General features: G+C 74.3%; 13 protein-coding genes. 10 read left to right on the top strand and 3 right to left on the bottom strand.

All coding sequences use genetic code 11. The annotated features are described in order from the left end of the window. Position 1: 1 nt before the first annotated feature. On the bottom strand, positions 2-793 hold the full coding sequence (locus BLW76_RS19585; protein ID WP_091309442.1) for an ABC transporter permease: 792 nt from the start codon (positions 791-793) through the stop codon (positions 2-4). Beyond that, a complete protein-coding gene (locus tag BLW76_RS19590; RefSeq protein WP_091309444.1) occupies positions 790-1,725 on the bottom strand; it encodes an ATP-binding cassette domain-containing protein in 936 nt (311 codons plus the stop codon). Before BLW76_RS19590 ends, BLW76_RS19585 begins: the two co-directional genes overlap by 4 nt. A gap of 139 nt (positions 1,726-1,864) precedes the next feature. On the opposite strand from BLW76_RS19590, the gene BLW76_RS19595 reads away from it, so the two are divergent. The 9 genes from BLW76_RS19595 (at position 1,865) to BLW76_RS19635 (ending at position 17,952) form a co-directional block, all read left to right on the top strand. Next, a complete protein-coding gene (locus BLW76_RS19595) occupies positions 1,865-3,112 on the top strand; it encodes a condensation domain-containing protein (protein ID WP_091309446.1) in 1,248 nt (415 codons plus the stop codon). Next, positions 3,109-13,086: a non-ribosomal peptide synthetase gene (locus BLW76_RS19600; protein ID WP_167384656.1), complete on the top strand. Its 9,978-nt coding sequence runs from the start codon at positions 3,109-3,111 to the stop codon at positions 13,084-13,086. Before BLW76_RS19595 ends, BLW76_RS19600 begins: the two co-directional genes overlap by 4 nt. After that, positions 13,083-13,292, top strand: a complete 210-nt coding sequence (locus BLW76_RS19605; protein ID WP_091309452.1) for an MbtH family protein — start codon at positions 13,083-13,085, stop codon at positions 13,290-13,292. The genes BLW76_RS19600 and BLW76_RS19605 overlap by 4 nt, the downstream gene beginning before the upstream one ends. Positions 13,293-13,301: 9 nt before the next feature. After that, entirely contained in the window at positions 13,302-13,553 is a 252-nt protein-coding gene (locus BLW76_RS19610) for an acyl carrier protein (protein WP_091309453.1), read from the top strand. Further along, positions 13,553-14,776, top strand: coding sequence for a beta-ketoacyl-[acyl-carrier-protein] synthase family protein (locus tag BLW76_RS19615; RefSeq protein WP_091309456.1), 1,224 nt, complete (start codon positions 13,553-13,555; stop codon positions 14,774-14,776). The genes BLW76_RS19610 and BLW76_RS19615 overlap by 1 nt, the downstream gene beginning before the upstream one ends. Beyond that, the gene (locus BLW76_RS19620) at positions 14,773-15,741 is read left to right on the top strand and encodes a beta-ketoacyl synthase N-terminal-like domain-containing protein (protein WP_091309457.1); all 969 of its coding nucleotides are present in this window, start codon (positions 14,773-14,775) and stop codon (positions 15,739-15,741) included. The genes BLW76_RS19615 and BLW76_RS19620 overlap by 4 nt, the downstream gene beginning before the upstream one ends. Beyond that, positions 15,738-16,472: a 3-oxoacyl-[acyl-carrier-protein] reductase gene (gene fabG, locus BLW76_RS19625; protein WP_091309460.1), complete on the top strand. Its 735-nt coding sequence runs from the start codon at positions 15,738-15,740 to the stop codon at positions 16,470-16,472. Before BLW76_RS19620 ends, fabG begins: the two co-directional genes overlap by 4 nt. Before the next feature lie 155 nt (positions 16,473-16,627). Then, positions 16,628-17,230, top strand: a complete 603-nt coding sequence (locus BLW76_RS49200; protein WP_143060645.1) for a PAS domain-containing protein — start codon at positions 16,628-16,630, stop codon at positions 17,228-17,230. A gap of 128 nt (positions 17,231-17,358) precedes the next feature. Continuing rightward, positions 17,359-17,952 carry a helix-turn-helix transcriptional regulator gene (locus BLW76_RS19635; RefSeq protein WP_091309464.1) on the top strand — a complete coding sequence of 198 codons (594 nt, stop codon included), beginning with the start codon at positions 17,359-17,361 and terminating at the stop codon, positions 17,950-17,952. Positions 17,953-17,989: 37 nt separating this feature from the next. Here BLW76_RS19635 and BLW76_RS19640 read toward each other — a convergent pair whose 3' ends face one another. Beyond that, positions 17,990-19,645 (bottom strand): glycoside hydrolase family 13 protein, encoded by a 1,656-nt coding sequence (locus tag BLW76_RS19640; RefSeq protein ID WP_091309465.1) that lies wholly within the window; start codon positions 19,643-19,645, stop codon positions 17,990-17,992. A 128-nt stretch (positions 19,646-19,773) separates the two neighbouring features. On the opposite strand from BLW76_RS19640, the gene BLW76_RS19645 reads away from it, so the two are divergent. After that, on the top strand, positions 19,774-21,066 hold the full coding sequence (locus tag BLW76_RS19645; RefSeq protein ID WP_091309468.1) for an ABC transporter substrate-binding protein: 1,293 nt from the start codon (positions 19,774-19,776) through the stop codon (positions 21,064-21,066). Positions 21,067-21,112 lie beyond the last annotated feature (46 nt).

Below are 21,112 nucleotides of genomic sequence, written 5' to 3' on the forward strand. Positions count from 1 at the left end.
CTCAGGGTGTTTTCTCGGAAACGGACCGGAAAACCCGCGAAGCCGCCGTCACGACGACGGCCAGCAGGATCGTGATCGTCACGCACGCCACCGGCACGGCGTGGACGACGGCGAAGCTGTCGCCGGTGTCCGCCACCGGGTTGCCCCACAGCAGGCGGCAGGCCGTCGACACCGTGCTCACCGGGCTCCACGACGCGATCGCGTGCAGCCAGCCCGGCAGGCCGTCCGGGGGGACGAAGGCCGTCGACACGAACGAGCCCACCACCAGGACCAGGCCCGACAGCGAGTTGACCGCCGGGGTGCTGCGGATCCACAGGCCGGCCAGGATGCCCGTCCACGACAGGAGGAACGCCAGTGCCAGCAGCAGGCCGAAGCCCGCCAGGCCCGCGCCGATCCCGGTGTGGATCCGCCAGCCCAGCAGCCAGCCGACGGCCAGCGCGATGGTCATGCCCACCGCGAGCAGCAGCAGGTCGCACAGCGACTGCGCGAGCAGCACCGGGGTCCGGCCGATCGGCAGGGAGCGGAACCGGTCGACGAGCCCGCCGCGCAGGTCCTCCGCCACCGCGATCGCGCTCGTGCCGAAACCGGCCAGCGCCACCTGGGCGCCGACGCCGGCCATGGTGAAGTCGAGGAAGCTCGTGCCGTCCGGCATGGCCATGGACTTGTTGAGCAGGTAGCCCATCACCACCACCATCGTCACCGGGGTGAGCGTGACGGCGAACAGCTCGCCGGGCGAGCGGCGCAGCCGCAGCAGCCGCCGTCCGGTGAGGGCGGCGGTCTCGGTGAGGATCATGCGGCCTGCTCCTTTCCGGTCAAGGCGAGGAAGACGTCGTCGAGGGACGGCCGCCGGACGGCGAAGTCGGTCACGGCCAGGCCGGCCCCGTCGAGGGCGGCCGCCGCCGCGGCGACGGTCGCCATGCCGTCGTCCAGCGGCAGGGAGAGCCGTCCCGCCGCGGGGTCGACGTCCGACGCCGCCGGGCCGAGCGCGGCCACCGCGGCCGGGACGTCGGCCGGGTCCGCCAGGACGATGCCCAGCCATTCGCCGCCCACCTTCCGCTTCAGCTCCTCGGGGCTGCCCTCCGCGACGACCGAACCGGCGCCGAGGACCACGATCCGGTCGGCGAGCCGGTCGGCCTCCTCCAGGTACTGCGTGGTGAGCACCACCGTGATGCCGCTGTCGACCTGCTCGCGGACCTCCGTCCACAGTTGACGGCGGCTGGCCGGGTCCAGCCCGGCGCTCGGCTCGTCGAGGAACAGCACCGCCGGCCGGGTGACCAGGCAGCACGCCAGGTCGAGCCGACGGCGCATCCCGCCCGAGTAGGTGCCCGCCCGGCGGTCCGCGGCGGCGGTGAGGTCGAACCGCGCCAGCAGCTCGTCCGCCCGGACGCGGGCACCCCGGGCGCCCAGCCGCAGCAACCTGCCCAGCAGCACCAGGTTCTCGCGCCCGGTGAGCTGCCCGTCGACCGCGGCGTACTGGCCGGCGAGCGCGATCCGGCGCCGGACCTCCTGCGGCGCACGGGCGACGTCGAACCCGGCGACGCGCGCCGCCCCGCCGTCCGGCGCGAGCAGCGTCGCGAGGATCCGGACGGTGGTGGTCTTGCCTGCCCCGTTGTGGCCGAGCAGGCCCAGCACGGTCCCGGACGGCACGTGCAGGTCGATGCCGCGCAGGGCCTCGTGGCCGGGATAACGCTTGCGCAGCTGGCAGGTCTCGACGACCGCGTCCACTTCGGACCCCTTTCCTGGCGTTGCCCGCCGATCCTGGCCGTGCCCGCACTGGCATGGCGCCAACGTCGCTTTTGCGCTTTGCCAGTCGTGCCTTGCCGATACTGGCGGCCCCCACCCGCCTCCGGAGAGGAGCTCCCCGATGCCCGAAACCGCGCTACCGCTGACCGCCGCCCAGTCGGAGCTGTGGCAGCGCTGCGTCCGCGAGCCGGGCAACGCGGTGTACAACCTCGGCGGCGTCTACGACATCCACGGCCCGCTCGACCCCGCCCGGTGGACGGCCGCGGTGCGGACCGCCGTCCGGGAAGCCGAAACCCTGCGCGTGCGGTTCGTGCCCGAAGCCGGCGAGACGCGCCAGGCCGTCGTGGCCGCCGAACCCGAGATCGCGCGGCTCGAACTGAGCCGGGACGCGGCCGAAGCGTGGATGCGGGCGGACGTCCGCACGCCGTTCGACCTGACCGCGCCGATGCTGCCCCGGTTCGCGCTGATCCGGCTCGCCCCCGAGCACCACCTGGGCTACGTGTGCGTGCACCACGTCGTGTCCGACGGCTTCAGCCAGCTCCTGCTGTTCCGGCGCATCCTCGACATCTACGACGCCGGACCGGACGCCGGGAAGGGCGCGCCGGCGCCCCTGCGGCTCCTGGTCGAGGACGACGTCGCCTACCACGCCGATCCCGCCCGGCACGGAACCGACCGGGCGGTGTGGGCGAGCCGCTTCCCCGGCGAGTGCGAGCCGACGACCCTGTCGAGCCGTCCGTTCGTGCCCGCGGCCGACTTCGTCCGGGAGTCCGAGGTGGTGCCCGGCGCGGTCGCGCAGCAGCTCAGGGCGGCCGCGTGGGAGGTCCGGGCGGCCCTGCCCGTACTGCTGATCGCCGCGACCGCGGCCTACGTCGAGCGGATCACCGGCACGACCGACGTCCTGCTGAACCTGCTGACCACCGCCCGCACGGACGCGCAGCTGCGGCCGATCCCCGGCATGGTGGCGAACGCGGTGCCGGTGCCGGTGACCGTCCGGCCCGGGATGACCCGCGGCGAGCTCGTCACGGAGGCGGCCGTGGAGATCAAGCGGACGGTGCGGCACCAGCGCTACCGCGGGCGGCGGGTGCGCGAGCACATGGGCCTGCCCGGGGATCCGCGGCCGTTCGGCCCGACCGTGAACATCCTGCGCGTCGGCCAGGAACGGCACTTCGGCGGCTGCCGCGCGACCGTGCACGACGTGTCCACCGGCCAGGTCGACGACATCGAATTCGTCATCGGCGAAACCCCGGACGGCGGCCTGCCGCTCACGGTCATCGCCAACCCCGCGCTGTACGACCAGGACGAGGTGGCCGCGCACGCGTCGCGGTTCGTGGCGTTCCTCGCCGACTTCGCCCGGGAGGGATCGCTGTGACAACCCAGGGACTGCAGGACGTCCTGCCGCTGACGCCGCTGCAGGAAGGGCTGCTCTTCCACGCCGCGCTGAGCGACCGCGGCACGGACGTCTACCACGTCCAGCTCGTCGTCGACCTCGAAGGCGACCTCGACGCCGAACGGCTGCGCGCGGCCGGGCAGGCGCTGCTGGACCGGCACGCGCCGCTGCGCGCGTGCTTCCGGCGCCGCCGCTCGGGGGAGCCGGTGCAGGTCGTCCCGGCGCGCGCCCGGCTGCCGTGGCGCGAGCTCGACCTGCGCGGCCGCCCGGACGGCGAAGCGGACGCCGTCGTCGACGAGGAACGGACCCGCCCGTTCGACGTCGAAAACCCGCCGCTGCTGCGGTTCCTGCTGATCCGGCTGGACGAGAAGCGCCACCGGTTCGTCTCGACCAACCACCACGTCCTCGCCGACGGCTGGTCGATGCCGTTGATCCTGCGCGACCTCTTCGCGCACTACGCCGGCCGGCCGGTGCCGCCGGTGCCCGACCACCGCGCCTACCTGCGGTGGCTGCGCGGCCAGGACCGGGCCGCGGCCGAGCAGGCCTGGCGCGAAGCCCTCGACGGCCTCGCCGAGCCGACGCTCGTCGCCGGCCCCGGCCGCCTGCGCGAACCGCGGCTGCCCGAGGCACTGGTCGTCGACGTGCCGGAGCGGCTGACCGCGGACGTCACCGCGTGGGCGCGGGCCGAAGGGCTGACGCTCAACACCGTGCTGCAGGGCTGCTGGGCGATCGTGCTCGGCGGGCTCACCGGCCGCTCCGACGTCGTGTTCGGCGCGGTCACCGCGGGACGGCCGCCGGAGGTCGCGGGCATCGCGGACATGGTCGGGCTGTTCATCAACACCCTGCCCGTCCGCGTCCGGCTCGACCCGGCCGCGACCCTGGCCGGCACCTTCGCGCGCCTGCAGCGCGAGCAGTTCGGGCTCCTGCCGCACCAGCACCTCGCGCTCGGGGAGGTCCAGCAGCAAGCCGGGCTCGGCGAGCTGTTCGACGCGGCGTTCGTCTTCGAGAGCTACCCGCTCGCCGCCGAGGGCTTCGACGGCGAGATCGCCGGGCTGCGGGCCAGTGCCGCCGAAGCGCGGGACGCCACGCACTACGCGCTCAGCCTCACCGTGGTGCCGAACCAGCGCCTGAGCCTGCGGCTGGAGTACCGCGACGACGTCCTCGACGCCGGGACCGCCCGCCGCACCGCCGACCGCGTCCTCGACCTCCTGCGCACCGTGGTCGCCGAGCCGGACCTTCCGTTGGGACGGCTGTCCCCGCTCACCGCGGCCGAACGGGAAGCCGTGCTGGCCGCGGGCCGTGGGCCGCGGCGCGCGGCGCGCCTGCCGGTCGCGGACCTGGTCGAGGCCCAGGCGGCCCGCACGCCGGATGCCGTGGCCGTCGAGCACGACGGCGTCGCCGTGACCTACCGCGAGCTGGACGTGCGAGCCAACCGGCTGGCCCACCGGCTGATCGACGCGGGTGCCGGGCCGGAGCAGGTGGTGGCCGTCGTGCTGCCGCGCTCGGTGGACCTGGTCGTCGCCGCGCTCGCGGTCGCCAAGGCCGGCGCGGCGTACTTCCCGGTCGACCCCGGGTACCCGGCCGAGCGCGTCGCCGGGCTGATCGCCGACACCGAACCGGTCGTCGTGCTGCGCGACGCCGAAACCGGTGACCACCCCGGCACCGCCCCGCCGCGCGCCGTGCGGCCGGAGCACCCCGCGTACGTGATCACCACGTCGGGCTCGACCGGGCGCCCCAAGGGGGTCGTGGTGCCGGTGGGCGCGCTGGCCAACGCGATCGCCGACGTCGTCCGCACCTGCGGGCACGCCCCGGGGGACCGGGTGCTGGCCGTCGCGGCGCCGACGTTCGACATCGCGCTCGAAGAACTGTTCGCGCCACTGGTCGCCGGGGCCACGCTGGTCGTCGCCGGCCACGACACCGTCCGCGACCCGGTCGCGCTGACCCGGTTGATTCGCGAAGCCCGGATCACCCTGCTGGACGCCGGGCCCGCCCTGTGGCACTACGTCCTGGAAGAGGACGCCGCCGCGCTCGCCGGGCTGCGGGCCATCGTCGGCGGCGAGGCGGTCGGGGCCGAGCTGGCGAACCGGCTGCGCGCGGCGACCCGCGGGGTCGTCAACTTCTACGGCCCCACCGAAACCACCATCAACGCCACCGGCTTCCGGCTGCCCGGGCCGGTCGAGGAGGCGCCGCCGATCGGGCGGCCGGTCGCGAACACCGACGCCTACGTGCTCGACTCCGCCCTGCGGCCGGTGCCGCCCGGTGTCACCGGCGAGCTGTACCTCGCCGGCGCCCAGGTCGCCCGCGGCTACCTCCGCCGTCCCGGGCTCACCGCCGAGCGGTTCGTCGCCGACCCGTTCGGCCCGGCGGGGACGCGGATGTACCGCACCGGCGACCGCGTCCGCTGGACCGGCGGCGAGCTGGAGTTCCGCGGCCGCGCCGACGAGCAGGTCAAGATCCGCGGCTTCCGCATCGAACCCGGCGAGGTCGAAGCCGTGCTCGCCGACGGCGACGGCGTCACCGGCGTGGTCGTGCTCGCCCGCGACGACGACGGCGACCGCCGCCTGGTCGCCTACGTGACCGGCACGGCGGGCGCGGACGAGCTGCGCGCGCGGGCGGCGGCCCGGCTGCCCGAGCACTGCGTGCCGTCGGCCTTCGTGGTCCTGGACGCGTTCCCGCTGACCTCCCACGGGAAGGTGGACCGCCGGGCGCTGCCCGCGCCGGACTTCTCCGGGGTGCGGGACCGCCGCGCGCGGACCTCGCTGGAGGAGATCCTCTGCGGGCTGTTCGCCGAGGTGCTCAAGCTGCCGTCGGTCGGTGCCGGGGACAACTTCTTCCACCTCGGCGGGCATTCGGTCCTCGCCACCCGGCTGGCCGGGCGGATCCGCACCGTCCTGGGCACCGACCCGGGGGTTCGGGCGATCTTCGAGGCCCCGACCGTCGCCGAGCTGGCGGTGCGCCTCGACGGCGAAGCTGCGGCACGCCCCATGCTGACGGCGATGCCGCGGCCGGAGGCGGACCTGCGGCTGTCGTCGGTCCAGGAACGGTTCTGGTTCATCGACGAGATCGCCGGGCGGGACGGCTCGCTGGAAATGCCCCCGCTGGCCGTCCGGCTGCACGGCGAACTCGACGTCGAAGCGTTCTCCGCCGCGCTGGGCGACGTCGTCGAGCGGCACGAGTCCCTGCGCACGCTGTACCCCGTCGTCGGCGGCGAACCGCGGCAGCGGATCCTGGCCGCCACGCAGGCCCGGGAGCTGGCCCGCCTGGACGTCCGCGGCCCCGGGGAGATCGCGTCGGTGAACCGGCGCTTCGACACCACCACCGAACTGCCGGTGCGGGCGGTGCTGTTCCGCGAGGCCGCCGACGAGCACCTGTTCGTCCTGGTCCTGCACCAGATCGCCGTCGACGGCTGGTCGCTGGTGCCGCTGGCCCGCGACTTCGCCGACGCCTACCGCGCCCGCCTCGCCGGCCACGCTCCACAGTGGACACCGCTGAAGGTGCAGTACGCGGACTACGCGCGGTGGCACCACTCGATCCTCGGCGAAGACTCCGATCCGGACAGCGGGATCTCGCGCCAGCTGGCGTACTGGCAGTCGGCGCTGGCCGGGCTGCCCGAGGAGCTGACGCTGCCCGCCGACCGGCCCCGTCCGGCGACGCCGACCTACCGCGGCCACGGCATCGACTTCGAGATCGACGCGGCGATCCACCGCACGCTCACCGACGTCGGCCGCCAGACCGGCACCACGGCGTTCATGATCGTGCAGGCCGCGCTCGCGGTGCTGCTGGGCAAGCTCGGCGCGGGCACGGACATCCCGCTCGGCACCGCGGTGGCCGGGCGCACCGACGAAGCGCTCGACGACCTCATCGGCAACTTCGTCAACGTCCTCGTGCTGCGCACCGACCTCGGCGGCGACCCGACGTTCCGCGAGCTGCTGACCCGGGTCCGGCGCACCGACCTGGCCGCGTTCAGCCACCAGGACGTGCCGTTCCAGCGGGTCGTCGACGCGCTCAACCCGGTGCGCTCGGCCGCCCGGCACCCGCTGTTCCAGGTGATGCTCGAGTTCGAGAACCTCGACGAAGTGCGGTTCGAGTTCGCCGGCCTGGACGCCCGCTTCGAACACCAGGCCCTCGAAGCCATGGACTACGACCTCATGTTCATCATGCGGGAGCGGCACACCGGCGACGGCGCGCCCGCGGGCATCCGGGCCTTCCTGGAAGCGGCCCTCGACCTGTTCGACCCGGAGACCGCGCACGCCATCGCCCGGCGGCTGGTCCGGCTGCTCGGCGACCTGGTCGCGGCCCCGGACCTGCCGATCAGCGCGTTCACCGTGCTGGAGCCCGCCGAACGCGACCTGGTGCTGACCACGTGGAACGACACCGCGCGCGGCGAGCAGTTCGTGGACGTGCCCAGCAGGGTGCGGGAGTTCGTGCGGGCGGCCCCCCGTGCGGTGGCGGTCGCCGACGACGACGGCGTGTGGTCCTACCGCGAGCTGTGGGCCTTCGCCTCGGGCGTGGCCGGGGCTCTGTCCGGGGCTCTGTCCGGGGCACTGTCCGGCGGCGCACCGGTGGTGGGTGTGCTCGGTGACCCCGGCCGCGGGTTCGCCGGCTCGGTGCTCGGGGTCTGGGCCGCGGGCGGCGCGTACGTGCCGGTGGATCCGGCGGCCCCCGTGGAACGAATCGCGGGCATGCTGACCGACGCGGGCGCCGAGCTGCTGCTGGCGCCCGAGGAGTCCCGCCCTCGGGCGGAGGAGATCGCCGCGGCCGTGCCCGGCTTGCGGGTGCTCACCGCGCGTTCGTCCACAACGGACTTCACGCCGGTGCCTCGGCGTCCCGGCGATGCCGCGTACGTCCTGTTCACCTCCGGCTCGACCGGACGGCCCAAGGGCGTCGTCGTCCACGACGGCGGCATGGTGAACCACCTGCTCGCCAAGATCGAGGACCTCGGGCTGACCGCGGCCGACACCGTGCTGCAGAACGCCCCGCTGACGTTCGACATCTCGGTGTGGCAGCTGTTCTCCGCGCTGCTGACCGGCGGCGCCGTGCGGATCGTGGGCGCCGACCTGCGGTCCGACCCGCGGCGGCTGTTCGACGTCGTCGACGCCGACGAGGTGACCGTGGTCGAGGTGGTGCCGTCGTTGCTGCGCACCGCCCTCGACGACTGGGACCCGCGCCTGGAGCTGGCCGCAGTGCGCCGGCTGCTGGTCACCGGCGAGGCGTTCCCGCCCGACCTGCGCGACCGCTGGTTCGCCCGGTTCCCGGGCATCGGCCTGGTCAACGCCTACGGCCCCACCGAGTGCTCGGACGACGTCACGCACGCGGTCCTCGGGCCCGGCGACGTCGTCCCGATCGGGCGGCCGGTGCGCAACACGCAGCTCTACGTGCTGGGCCCGGAGCTGCGGCCCGTCCCGCCGGGCGTGGTCGGCGAGCTGTACGCCGGCGGCGCGGGCGTCGCCCGTGGGTACGCCGGACGCGCCGGCGGCACCGCCGAGCGGTTCGTGGCGAACCCGTTCGGCCCGCCCGGTTCACGGCTGTACCGCACCGGCGACCGCGTCCGCTGGAACCGCGACGGCGAACTGGAGTACTTCGGCCGCGCCGACGACCAGGTCAAGGTGCGGGGCGTGCGCATCGAGCTGGGCGAGGTCGAGGCCGCGCTGCACGCGCTGGCCGGCGTCCGCGCCGCCGCCGCCGCGGTCCGGCCCGACCCCGCGGGCCAGCCCTCCCTCGTCGGCTATGTGGTGCCCGGCGGCGACTTCGACGTTGCCGCGGCGCGCACGGCACTGGCGGGCAAGCTGCCGGTGGCGCTCGTGCCCGCGGTCCTGGTGCCGCTGCCGGAGCTGCCGGTCGACGGCAACGGCAAGATCGCCCGGCGCGCCCTGCCCGAACCGGCGTGGCCGGTGGCCGCCGCGACCGGCGGCGAGCCGAAGACGCCGCGCGAGGAGATCCTGTGCGGGCTCTTCGCGGACGTCCTTGGCCGGCCCGGGATCGGGACCGGCGACAGCTTCTTCGAGCTGGGCGGGCATTCGCTGCTGGCCACCCGCCTGGTCGGCCGCGTCCGCGCGGTCTTCGGGGCCGAGCTGCCGGTTTCGGCGGTCTTCGAGGCCCCCACCGTCGCCGGGCTCGCCCGCGCGATCGAGGCCGCGGCCGCGCCGGCCCGCCCGGCACTGCGGGCAGGGACGCGGCCCGAGCGCGTCCCGCTGTCGTTCGCGCAGCAGCGGCTGTGGTTCCTCGACCAGCTCGGCGACGGCGGTGTGGCGTACCACATCCTGACCGTGGTGCGGCTGACCGGCGAGGTCGACGTCGACGCCGTCCGGGCCGCGCTCGGGGACGTCGTCGTCCGCCACGAGAGCCTGCGCACGGTTTTCCCGGAGCACGACGGCTCCCCGTACCAGCACGTCCTCGACCCCGGCGAAGCCCTGGCCCGCCTGCGCTTCGACGTCGCCGGGGAGATCGCGGTCGAGGAGTTCGTCCGCGAAGGGTTCGACCTCACCAGAGACCTGCCGCTGCGCGTCCGGCTGTTCGACACGGGCGGCGGCGAGTACGTGCTGGCCCTGGTGCTGCACCACATCGCCGGGGACGCGTGGTCGTTCGGCCCGCTCACCGCCGACTTCACCACCGCCTACCGCGCGCGGACCGCCGGTGCGGCACCCGGCTGGCCGGACCTGCTCGTGCAGTACGCCGACTTCGCCGTGTGGCAACGGGAAAGCCTCGGCGAGGAGTCCGATCCGGACAGTGCGGTGCGCACCCAGCTCGCTTTCTGGCGCCACGCCCTCGACGGCGCGCCGGACGAGCTGGCCCTGCCGTTCGACCGCCCGCGCCCGGCCGCGCTGTCCCTGCGCGGCGACCGCGTCCCGCTCGACGTGGACGCCGCCACCCACCGGGGCCTGGCCGAGCTGGCCCGCCGCACCGGGACGACGGTGTTCATGGCCGTGCAGGCCGCGCTGGCGGTGACACTGGCGAAACTCGGGGCGGGCACGGACATCCCGATCGGCACCGCGGTCGCCGGCCGCACCGACCGGGCCCTGGAAGACCTCGTCGGCTTCTTCGTCAACACCCTGGTCCTGCGGACCGACGTCTCGGGCGACCTGTCGTTCGAGGAGCTGCTGGCCCGCGTCCGCGAGACCGACCTGGCCGCGTTCGCGCACCAGGACGTGCCCTTCGAGCTGGTCGTCGACGCGCTCAACCCCGCGCGGTCGCTGGCGCGGAACCCGCTGTTCCAGGTCATGCTCGTGGCCCGGAACGTGCCGGACGCGGGCGACGAACCCGACGGAGTGCAGGCCGTGGTCGACAGCGTGGAGACCGACACCGCGAAGTTCGACCTGCTCTTCGACTACGCCGAGCGCCACGACGGCGGCGTTCCGGCCGGGCTCGCCGGATCGCTGGAGTACAGCACCGACCTGTTCGACCGCGGCACCGCCGAGCGGATCGCCGCCTGGCTGGTCCGGGTCCTGCGGGCCGCCGTCGCCGACCCGGCCGGCCTGGTCGGCGCGCTGGAGCTGACCGGCGACGCCGAACGCGAGCGGGTCGTGACCGGGTGGAACGCCACCGCGCACCCCATCCCGGCCGTGACCGTGCCGGAGCTGGTCCGCGGCCAGACCGTCGCGACCCCGGAGGCGATCGCCGCGGTCGACGAGGACGAGCAGGTCACCTACCGGGAGCTGAACGTCCGGGTGGACCGGCTCGCGCGGGCACTGGCAAGCCGCGGTGCCGGGCCGGAACGCGTGGTCGCGATCGCGCTGCCGCGGTCGGTGGACCTGGTGGTCGCGCTGCTCGCGGTGCTGCGCACCGGGGCCGCATTCCTGCCGATCGACCCGGACCACCCGGCCGACCGCGTCGCCCACCTCCTCGAGGACGCCCGGCCCGTGTTCGTCCTCGACGACGTCCGGATCGACGGAGACGCCGAGCTCACCGGCCCGTTCTCGGGAGACGGCGCGGCGTACGTGATCTACACGTCGGGATCGACCGGCAAGCCGAAGGGCGTCGTCGTCTCGCACGCGGCCCTGGCCAACCGGCTGCTGTGGATGCACGAGACGTTCGGCCGCCCGGGCCGGGTGCTGCAGAAGACCTCGTGCGGGTTCGACGTGGCGCTGTGGGAGTTCTTCTGGCCGCTGGTCTCCGGCGGGACGCTCGTGCTCGCCCGGCCCGACGGCCACCGCGACCCGCGCTACCTCGCCGACGCCATCCGGCGGCACGGCGTCACCGACGTCCACTTCGTCCCGTCGATGCTGCGGGAGTTCCTGCCCGAAGCGGCCGGCCTCACCGGCCTGCGCCGCGTGTTCTGCAGCGGCGAAACCCTCACCCCCGCCCTGCGCGACCGGCTCCACGCGACCCTGGACGTCGAACTGCACAACCTCTACGGCCCCACCGAAACCACGATCGAAGTCACCGCGTGGACGTCCCCGCCGGGCCCGGCCGCGACCGTCCCCATCGGACGTCCACTGTGGAACACCCAGGCGTACGTGCTGGACCGCTGGCTGCGTCCGGTGCCGCCCGGGGTGGCCGGCGAGCTGTACCTCGCCGGCGTGCAACTGGCACGCGGCTACCAGGGCAAACCCGGGCTGACCGCCGAGCGGTTCGTCGCGAACCCGTTCGGGCCGCCTGGCGCCCGGATGTACCGCAGCGGTGACCGGGCCCGCTGGAACCACGACGGCGAGGTCGAGTACCTCGGCCGGGTCGACCACCAGGTCAAGGTGCGTGGCGTGCGGGTCGAGCCGGGGGAGATCGAGGCCGTGCTGCGGGGCCACGACGGCGTCTCGGACGTGGTCGTGCTGCCGCGTCCGCTCGCCGCGGGCGACCACCAGCTCGTCGCCTACGTCATCGGGAAAGCCGGTGCCGACGTCACTGCCGAGGCGCTGCGGGCGCACGCGGGCAAGCGGTTGCCGCAGTACATGGTGCCTTCGGCCTTCGTCGCACTCGACGCGTTCCCGGTGACCGTCAGCGGGAAACTGGACCGGGCCGCGCTGCCCGCACCGGAGGTGCCGGGCAGCGGCCGCGCGCCGCGCACCGACCGCGAACGCACGCTGTGCGCGGTGTTCGCCGAGGTGCTGGACGTGCCGTCCGTCGGGATCGACGACGACTTCTTCCGCCTGGGCGGGCACTCGCTCACCGCGACCCGCCTGGTCAGCCGGATCCGGGCCACGCTGGGCGCCGAGCTGAGCGTCCGCGCGTTGTTCGAACGGCCGACGGTCGCCGGCCTGGCCGAGCGCCTCGACGGCGCCGACGCCCGCGAAAGCGCGTTCGACCCGGTGCTCCCGCTGCGGACCGGCGGGGACCTGCCGCCGCTGTTCTGCGTCCACCCCGTGGGCGCGCTGAGCTGGTCCTACGCCGGGCTGCTGCCGCACCTCGACCCGCGGCGGCCGGTCTACGGCCTCCAGGCCCGCGGCCTGGCCGGGGACGAGCCCCTGCCGGCGTCGCTGGAGGAGATGGCCGCGGACTACCTCGGCCGGATCCGGGAGATCCAGCCGTCCGGGCCGTACCACCTGCTGGGCTGGTCGTTCGGCGGGCTCGTCGCCCACCACGTCGCGGCCCTGCTGCAGCAGCAGGGTGAGGAGGTCGCGATCCTGGTCAGCCTGGACAGCCACCCGCTGGCGAGCACCGGCGAACCGGTGGGGGAGCGGGAGATCCACAGCACGATCCTGGACGCGGTCGCCGGCTCCGGGCGCTCGCCGGACTTCGGCGAAGAGCAGTTGCGGCGGCTGGTGGCGGTGTGGCGCAACAACGACGAGCTGGCGAAGAAGTTCGTGCCCGGCCGCTACGCCGGGCGGCTGCTGCACTTCGCCGCCACGGACGCGCCCGACGACCCGGCCGGGGTCTGGGGACCGCACGTCGATGCCGTCGACGTCCACGCAGTCGACGCCGCACACGCCGACCTGACCAAGCCCGGACCGCTGAAGCACATTGGCGAAATTCTCGCCACCGCGCTGCTTGACTTGGCGCACGATCCCCGAAAGGAGCAGCGATGAGCAACCCGTTCGACGACGCCGACGGCACCTTCCACGTGCTCGTCAACGACGAGCAGCAGCACTCCCTGTGGCCGGCCTTCGCCGAAGTGCCCGCCGGCTGGACGGTGGTCCTGCGCGACGCGACCCGCGAAGCCGCGCTGGCCTACGTCGAAGAGAACTGGACCGACATGCGGCCGGCGAGTCTCGTCCGCGCCATGGGTGAATAGGAGCCCGTCATGACCGAGGTGAAGGTCGAGCTCTACGAGGAGCTGCGTGACCTGGTGTGCGACGTGCTCGAACTCGAGCCCGGGGAGGTCGACGGCACGAGCTCGTTCGTCGACGACCACGGCGTCGACTCGCTGTCGCTCATCGAGCTGGTGTCCCAGTGCGAGAAGCGCTACCGCATCCGGATCGCCGAGTCGCAGCTGAAGACGATGCTCACGCTCGACGGCGTCTACCACGTCGTCACCGAGGCGGAAGCGATCTGATGAGCCGCCGGGTGGTGGTGAGCGGGCTCGGGGTCGTGTCGAGCATCGGGATCGGCCGGGCCGAGTTCGCGGGGGCGCTGCGAGCGGGCCGCAGCGGCGCCCGGCCGATCAGCGTCTTCGACACCGAAGGGTTCGAGCGCACGATGGGGTGTGAGGTCGCGGGGTTCGACCCGCGGCCCTGGATCCACCGGGTCGACCCGGACGAGCTCGGCCGGGCGAGCCGGTTCGCCGTCGCGGCGTCCCGGATGGCCGTCGAGGACGCCGGGTTCACCGAAGCCGAGCTGCGCGCCCGGCGCGGCATGATCTGCGTCGGCACCACCGACGGCGAGGCCCACGACCTCGACCGGCTGGCCGAACTGGAGCTCGCCCACGGACCGGCGGCGATGGACCCGGTGCTGGCCCGGCGCTCGACGGCCACCCGGCTGTCCGCCGCGATCGCCCACGACCTCGCCCTGTCCGATGTGGAAGCGGTCACGGTGGCCACCGCATGCTCGGCCGGGAACTACGCCATCGGCACCGGGTTCGACGCCGTCCGCGCGGGGGAAGCGGACTTCGCCCTGTGCGGCGGCGCGGATTCCCTGTGCCGCAAGACGTTCGCCGGCTTCTACCGGCTCGGGACGGTGGCCCCGGACTGCTGCCGCCCGTTCGACTCGGGGCGGAAGGGCATCCTCACCGGGGAGGGAGCCGGGGTGATCGTGCTGGAGACCGCGGAGTCCGCGCTGCGCCGCGGGGCCCCGATCTACGCCGAAGTGCTCGGGTACGCGCTCAACTGCGACGCCCTGCACCCCGTCGCGCCCGACCGGGCGAGCATCAAGGAGTGCATCGAGCTGGCACTGGCCGACGCCGGGGTCGAGCCGGCCGAGGTGGACCTGATCTCGGCGCACGGCACCGGCACCCCGGCGAACGACGTGACCGAAACGGGGGCGATCCGGGACGTGTACGGGGAGAAGCCGCCGCCGACCGTGTCGTTCAAGGCGATGCTCGGCCACGCGATGGGTGCCGCGAGCGCGCTGGCGGCCATCGCGTGCGGGCTGGGCATCACCCACCGGTTCATCCCGCCGACCATCAACCACCGCGAAACCGACCCGGAGTGCGCCATCGACTGCGTGCCCAACCACGCGGTCGACGCCGAACTGAAGATCGTGCAGAACAACGGCCTCGCGTTCGGCGGCAACAACGCCGTCGTCGTCCTCGGCCGGTTCGACGAGGAGGTGGCCCGGTGAACCCGGTCATCACGGCGTGGACGGCGGTCTCGCCCTACGGCATCGACCGCGAGTCCTTTGTGGATGGTCTGCGCGGCGGCCGCGCGGCGCCGGTGTCCGACGGCGCGGTCCACCGGACGGCCCTGGTGCCCGGGTTCGACGCCCGCGAGCTGCTGGGCCGCAAGGGCACCCGGTCGATGGACCGGCTCATCGGGCTCGCCGTGTGGGCCGTCGGCCGCCTGACCGCCGACCGGCCCGCCGAACGCGGGGACCGCTCCGGGCTGGTGCTCGGCACCATGGGCAGCCTGCAGAGCACCATGGACTTCAGCCGCTCGTCCTTCACCGAAGCCAAGCCCTACTTCGTCGACGCGGCCCGGATGCCGAACTCGATCATGAACTCCGCCGCGGGGCAGTGCGCGATCTGGCACAGCCTGACCGGGCCGAACGTGACGCTGGCCGGCGGGCGGCCGGCCGGTCTTTCGGCGCTGGCCTGCGCGCTCCGCCTGCTGCGGGCCGGCCGGGCGTCGAACGTGCTCGTCGGTGCCGTCGAGGAGTACTCCGACACGCGGTCCTGGATCGAGTCCCACAGTGTTGCCGACAGCGTTGGCGGCGTGCTCGGCGAGGGCTGCGTGGTGCTGCGCGTCGAGCCCGCCGGGGAGCGCCCGGCGCTGGCGGAGGTGCTCGCCGTGCGGTCGCGCGTGGCGCTGACCGGCGACCTCGAGGGCACGCTTACGTCCTGTGTGGACGATGCGCTGGCCGCGGCGGGCGTGTCCGCGGACGACGTCGCGATCGAGTTCTGGTCCGGCGTGCCGGGCCGGGCCGACCCGGTGGCGGACCTGATCGGCGACACCGGCGCGGCGACGGCCATGTTCCACGTCGCCGGGGTACTGGCGACCGGCGAACCCGGTGACGTCGCCGTCGTCGGCTCGGCCGACCGCGACGGCGCGGTGGTGTGCGCGGTGCTGCGGCTGGGCGGCCCGCGATGAGCGGGGTGGCGCTGGTCAGCGGCGGCTCGCGGGGCATCGGCCGGGCGGTCGCGCTCCGCCTGGCCCGCGACGGCTTCGACGTCGCCTTCTGCTACCGCACCGACGAAGACGCCGCGCGCGAGGTCGAGAAGGAACTGGCCGAGCTGGGCGTGCGGGCGCTGGCCGAGCGGGTCGACGTCGCCGACGCCGAAGCCGTCCGGGCGTGGGTCGCCCGCACCGAGGACGAGCTCGGCCCGGTCACCGCCGCGGTGACCTCCGCGGGCATCACCCGTGACCGGCTGCTGGTCCGGATGCCGGACGAGGACTGGAAAGCCGTGCTGGAGACCAATCTGGACGGTGTCTACCACGTGTGCCGCTCGGTCGTGTTCGGGATGATGAAGCGCAAGGCGGGCACGGTGATCGCGATCAGCTCGATCGCCGGCGTGCACGGCGCCGCCGGGCAGACCAACTACAGCGCCTCGAAGGCCGGCACGATCGGCTTCTGCAAGGCTCTGGCCAAGGAGGTCGGGCGCTACGGCGTGCGCGTCAACGTCGTGGCACCGGGGTTCATCGACACCGACATGGTCGCCGAGCTCGACGACCGCACCCGCGAGCGCGCACTGGCCGACATCCCGCTGCGGCGGTTCGGCACGCCGGACGACGTCGCCGACCTGGCCGGGTTCCTCGCGTCCGCGCGGGCCCGGTACATCACCGGCTCGGTGCTGCACGTCGACGGTGGGCTCATCCGGTGACCCGGGAGCCGGAGCCGTTCCGCGTTCGGCGGACGGCGGCTCCGCCCGGACCTGAATTGCCTGCGCCACCACCGCGTTTCCCGCGGCCCGTGCCTACCGTGAGCGAGCCGGTTCCGCACATCGGTGGAGCCGCGGGCGAAGGGACGGTGGTCAGCATGAGCGAAGCGGCGCTGCGCCGGGGAAAACGGCTCCCGGAACACGGGGAGCCGGGGGCCGGGATGGCCGAACTCGGCCGCGACCTGGTGGTCCGGCGGGTCAACGGCGCCTTCGCTGACCTGTTCGGCACCACGCCGGACGACGTGATCGGCACGCCGTTCCGCGGCTGGTTCCGGCCGGCGGACCGGGACACGCTCCGGCGCGAGCCGGCCGGGCTGGTCCCCGGCGAGCGGTTCGACGAGCGGCTCGTCGGGCTGGGCCCCCGCCCGTTCCTCGCCGACGTGACGGGCCGGGCCATCGACGACGACGGCGAGGTGCGCCTGGTGCTGCTGGTGCGCCCGGTGCCGTCCGGCGAGGCACCGGTGCGGCTCGCCGCGCTGGACGCGCGGATCCTGGAAGGACTGGCGGCGGGCGAGCCGGCGGTCCGCATCGCGCTGCGGCTGTACCTGAGCCGCCAGGCGGTCGACTACCGCATCGGCGCGATGCTGCGGAAGCTCGGGGCGCCGAGCCGCGCCGCGCTCGTCTCGCGGGCGTACGCGGCCGGGGTGCTGCAGCCCGAGCTGTGGCCGCCGCGGGTGGCGTCACACGCGCTCGAAGACTGAGTTTCCGCACTGAGTTTCCGCACCGCGGCACCGCCGCTCGCGTGGATCGCGGGTACCGCGGCGGCCGTCCCGGCTTGTTGGATGAGGACATCCGAGCACGGGCATCCGAAAACCACGGGGTGGGTGACATGAGCGAAGCGTGGCACGTCGCGTGCGTCGACGAAGCCTTCCGCGTGCTGACGGCCGAACCGGCGTTCGGCGAGCTGTTCGGCGCGTCGGCGTTCGAACTGCGGCACCGGGGGCTCCTCGACTTCCTGCACCCGGACTGCGCCGACGGGCCGCGCCGCGCCTTGACCGCGCTCGCCGCCGGCACCCGGCCCGAGGCGACCGAACGCGTGGTGCTGCGCGGCCCGGGCGGCACGGTGGTCGCCGCGGAGGTGGCCGCACTGGCACTGGCGGGCTCGCGGCGGATCGTGGTGGCCGTCCGCCGGGCCGCGGACCGGCCGCAGCGGACCCGGCCACCGCTCCTGACACCGCTCGAGGCCCTGGTCCTGGAGGGGCTCGCCGCGGGCGTGCCGACGACCGAGCTGGCGCGGCGGGCCCACCTGAGCCGCCAGGGCGTGGAGTACCACGTCGGCGCCCTGGTCCGCCGGTTCGCGGTGCCCAACCGCACGGCGCTGGTCGCCAAGGCTCACGCGACCGGCCTGTACACGGCGGAGACGTGGCCACCCCGCGTGGACCCGCGCCGGCTCGACGGCACGCGGAAGGCCGCCGGTTCCTGATCACCGGCCCGGCGCGCGCAAGGCCGCCGGTTCCTGATCACCGCGCCGGCAGGAACCAGGCTGCGGAATCGCCCGCCACGCCGGAATTGCCGCCGCTGCTGTTCCCGGCACTGCTGACCACAGCCGCACCCCAGGCGGCCGGTGCGGTGAACGCCGTGCTCCCGGTGTTGACCGCGCACACCAGCTGCCCGCGCCGGAACGCCAGCACCGCGTCGTCGCCCGGGTCGAGCCACTCCACCGGGCCCGGCGCGCCGAGCCCCAGGTGCCGCCGCGCCTGGATCGCCCGGCGGGAGAAGTGCAGGACCGACGCCTCGTCGGCCTCCTGGACGTCGACCGCGTACCGGCCGAACCACTCCGGCTGCGGCAGCCACGGCACCCCGGTGCCGAACCCGAACGCCGGGGCGTCCGCCGTCCACGGCAGCGGGACGCGGCAGCCGTCGCGGCCCTGCTCGCGGCCGCCCGTGCGGTGGAACACCGGGTCCTGGCGGGCTTCGGCGGGCAGGTCGAGGACCTCCGGCAGGCCCAGTTCCTCGCCCTGGTAAAGGAAAACCGACCCGGGCAGGGCCAGCAGCAGGAGCAGCGCCGCGCGGGCCCGCCGCTGCCCGAGCTCGACGTCGACCTCGCCGCGGGGGCGCAGGAGGGCAGCGAACGCGTCGTTGCTGGCCGGGGCCGGCTCGGGGCGGGTGATGCCGTAGCGGGTCACCGTCCGGTGGACGTCGTGGTTGGCCAGCGTCCACGCCGCCGGAGCGCCGGTCGCCGTCGTCCGGGCCGTGGTGCGCTCGACCGCCGCCCGCAGTGCCCGGGCGTCCCAGGGCTGGACCAGCAGGTCGAACGAGAAAGCCTGGTGCAGCTCGTCCGGCCGCAGGTAGTGGTCGAGGTCGGCCGGGTCCGGCACCCACACCTCGCCGACGAGCAGCAGGTCGCGCTCCGGGCCGTAGCCGGCCGCGAGCGCGTGCCAGCGGCGGAAGATCTCGTGCACCCCGGGCTGGTTCCAGCTGTGGGCGTTGTAGCCGTCGCCCGGCCAGTCGCGCAGGGCCGCGTCCTTGACCAGGCCGTGGCAGACGTCGATGCGGAACCCGTCGACACCGCGGTCGAACCAGAACCGCAGCACGTCGTCGAAGTACGCCAGGACCTCGGGGTGGCGCCAGTCGAAGTCCGGCTGCTCGCGGGCGAACAGGTGCAGGTACCACTGCCCGGGCGTGCCGTCCGGCTCGGTGACGCGGGTCCAGGCCGGACCGCCGAAGACCGACCGCCAGTTGTTGGGTGGCTCGTCACCCCGGCCGTCGCGGAAGACGAACCGCGCGCGCTCGGGGGAACCCGGGCCGGCGGCCAGTGCCGCGGTGAACCAGGGGTGCCGTTCCGAGCAGTGGTTGGGGACGAGGTCCATGAGGACCCGCAGGCCGCGGGCGTGGGCTTCGGCGACCAGGCGGTCGAACGTCTCGAGCGTGCCGTACTCCGGGTTGACGGCGTGGTAGTCGGCGATGTCGTAGCCGTGGTCCGCCTGCGGCGACGGGTAGCACGGGTTGAGCCAGATCGCGTCGGCGCCGAGTGCGGCGATGTGGCCGAGCCGCCCGATCACCCCGCCGAGGTCACCGACGCCGTCGCCGTCGCTGTCGGCGAACGACCGGACGTAGAGCTGGTACACCACCGCGTCGTCCCAGAACGAGCGCGGGCGGGCAGGAATCCGGGGCACCCCGAGATCTTCGCACGCGCGTCCCCGGCACACGGGGGGACTTTTCCCGCGGCTTGCGCGTAGTGCCCGGCCGCGCCGCGGGGGACAATACGCAGTTGCCCGGTTTCCCCCCGACCACTGGAGGCCCCATGTTCCCCCGACGCGGCCGGTCGGCAGCCGGCGCGATCCTGCTGGCGGGCGCGGCACTGGCCGGCTGCGCGCGGACCGACGGCCTGACGGTCAACCTGTACATCTCCCCGGAGGACCACCTCCAGACGGTCGTCGACCGGTGCACCGCGCAGGCCGCCGGGCGCTACCGGATCGTCTACAACAAGCTGCCGCGCGGCGCCGACGGCCAGCGCGAGCAGATGGCGCGGCGGCTGGCCGCCCGCGACGACTCGATGGACGTCCTCGGCCTCGACGTCACCTGGGTGCCGGAGTTCGCCGAGGCCGGCTGGGTCGAGCCGTGGACCGGCGCGGCCGAGGCGCAGGCGACCCAGGGCGTGCTGCCCGGGCCGCTGACCACCGCCCGCTGGAACGGCCGGCTCTACGGCGCCACGAAGAACACCAACGTCCAACTGCTCTGGTACGACGACCGGACCACGGCCTCGCCGCCGAAGAGCTTCGACGAGATGATGCGCACGGCGGAGCAGCTCAAGGCCGCGGGCAAGCCGTACCAGGTGCTGTTCACCGGCGCGCAGTACGAGGGCCTGGTCGTCTTCTACAACACGCTGGTGGCGTCGGCGGGCGGGCACATCCTGTCCGACGACGGCAAGTCCGTGGTGATGGACGACGGCGCCGTCCGCGCGCTGCAGCTGCTGAAGACGCTGACCACCGCCGGCATCACCGATCCGTCGCTGACGAACTCGAAGGAGGACGACGTCCGGCAGGCCTTCCAGCGGGGCAGCGGCGCGTTCGAGCTGAACTGGCCCTACGTCTTCGCGTCCTACGCACAGGAGAAGCCGCAGGACCTGGCGCACTTCAAGTGGGCGCGCTACCCGTCGGTCGAGCCCGGGCGGCCCAGCCGCGTCACCATCGGCGGCTTCAACCTGGCGATCAGCACGTACTCGCGGCACAAGCCGGAAGCGTTCGAGGCGGCGCTGTGCCTGCGCAACGCGGCGAACCAGAAGTACCAGGCCCTCGTCGACGGTATCCCGCCAAGCATCGCGTCCGTCTACGACGACACCAAGCCGCTGGACCCGGCGAAGCCGGCCGACGCGGGCACGAACCCGACGATGGCCGACCAGTACCCGATGAAGGCCGACATCCGCGCGGCGCTCGCCGACGCCGCGGTGCGCCCGCTGACCCCGGCGTACCAGAACCTGTCGACGGTGATCTCGAACGTGCTGTCGCCGCCGTCGGAGATCGATCCGGCGGCCACGGCGCAGCAGTTGCGGGAGGCGCTCACGGACGCGTTGAACTCCCGCGGCATCATCCCGTGAGGCGGGCGGGTCCTGCGACCGCGTGGCGATCGCAGGACCCCGGGTG

Source organism: Amycolatopsis tolypomycina, from assembly GCF_900105945.1.
GTDB classification, from domain to species: Bacteria; Actinomycetota; Actinomycetes; order Mycobacteriales; family Pseudonocardiaceae; genus Amycolatopsis; species Amycolatopsis tolypomycina.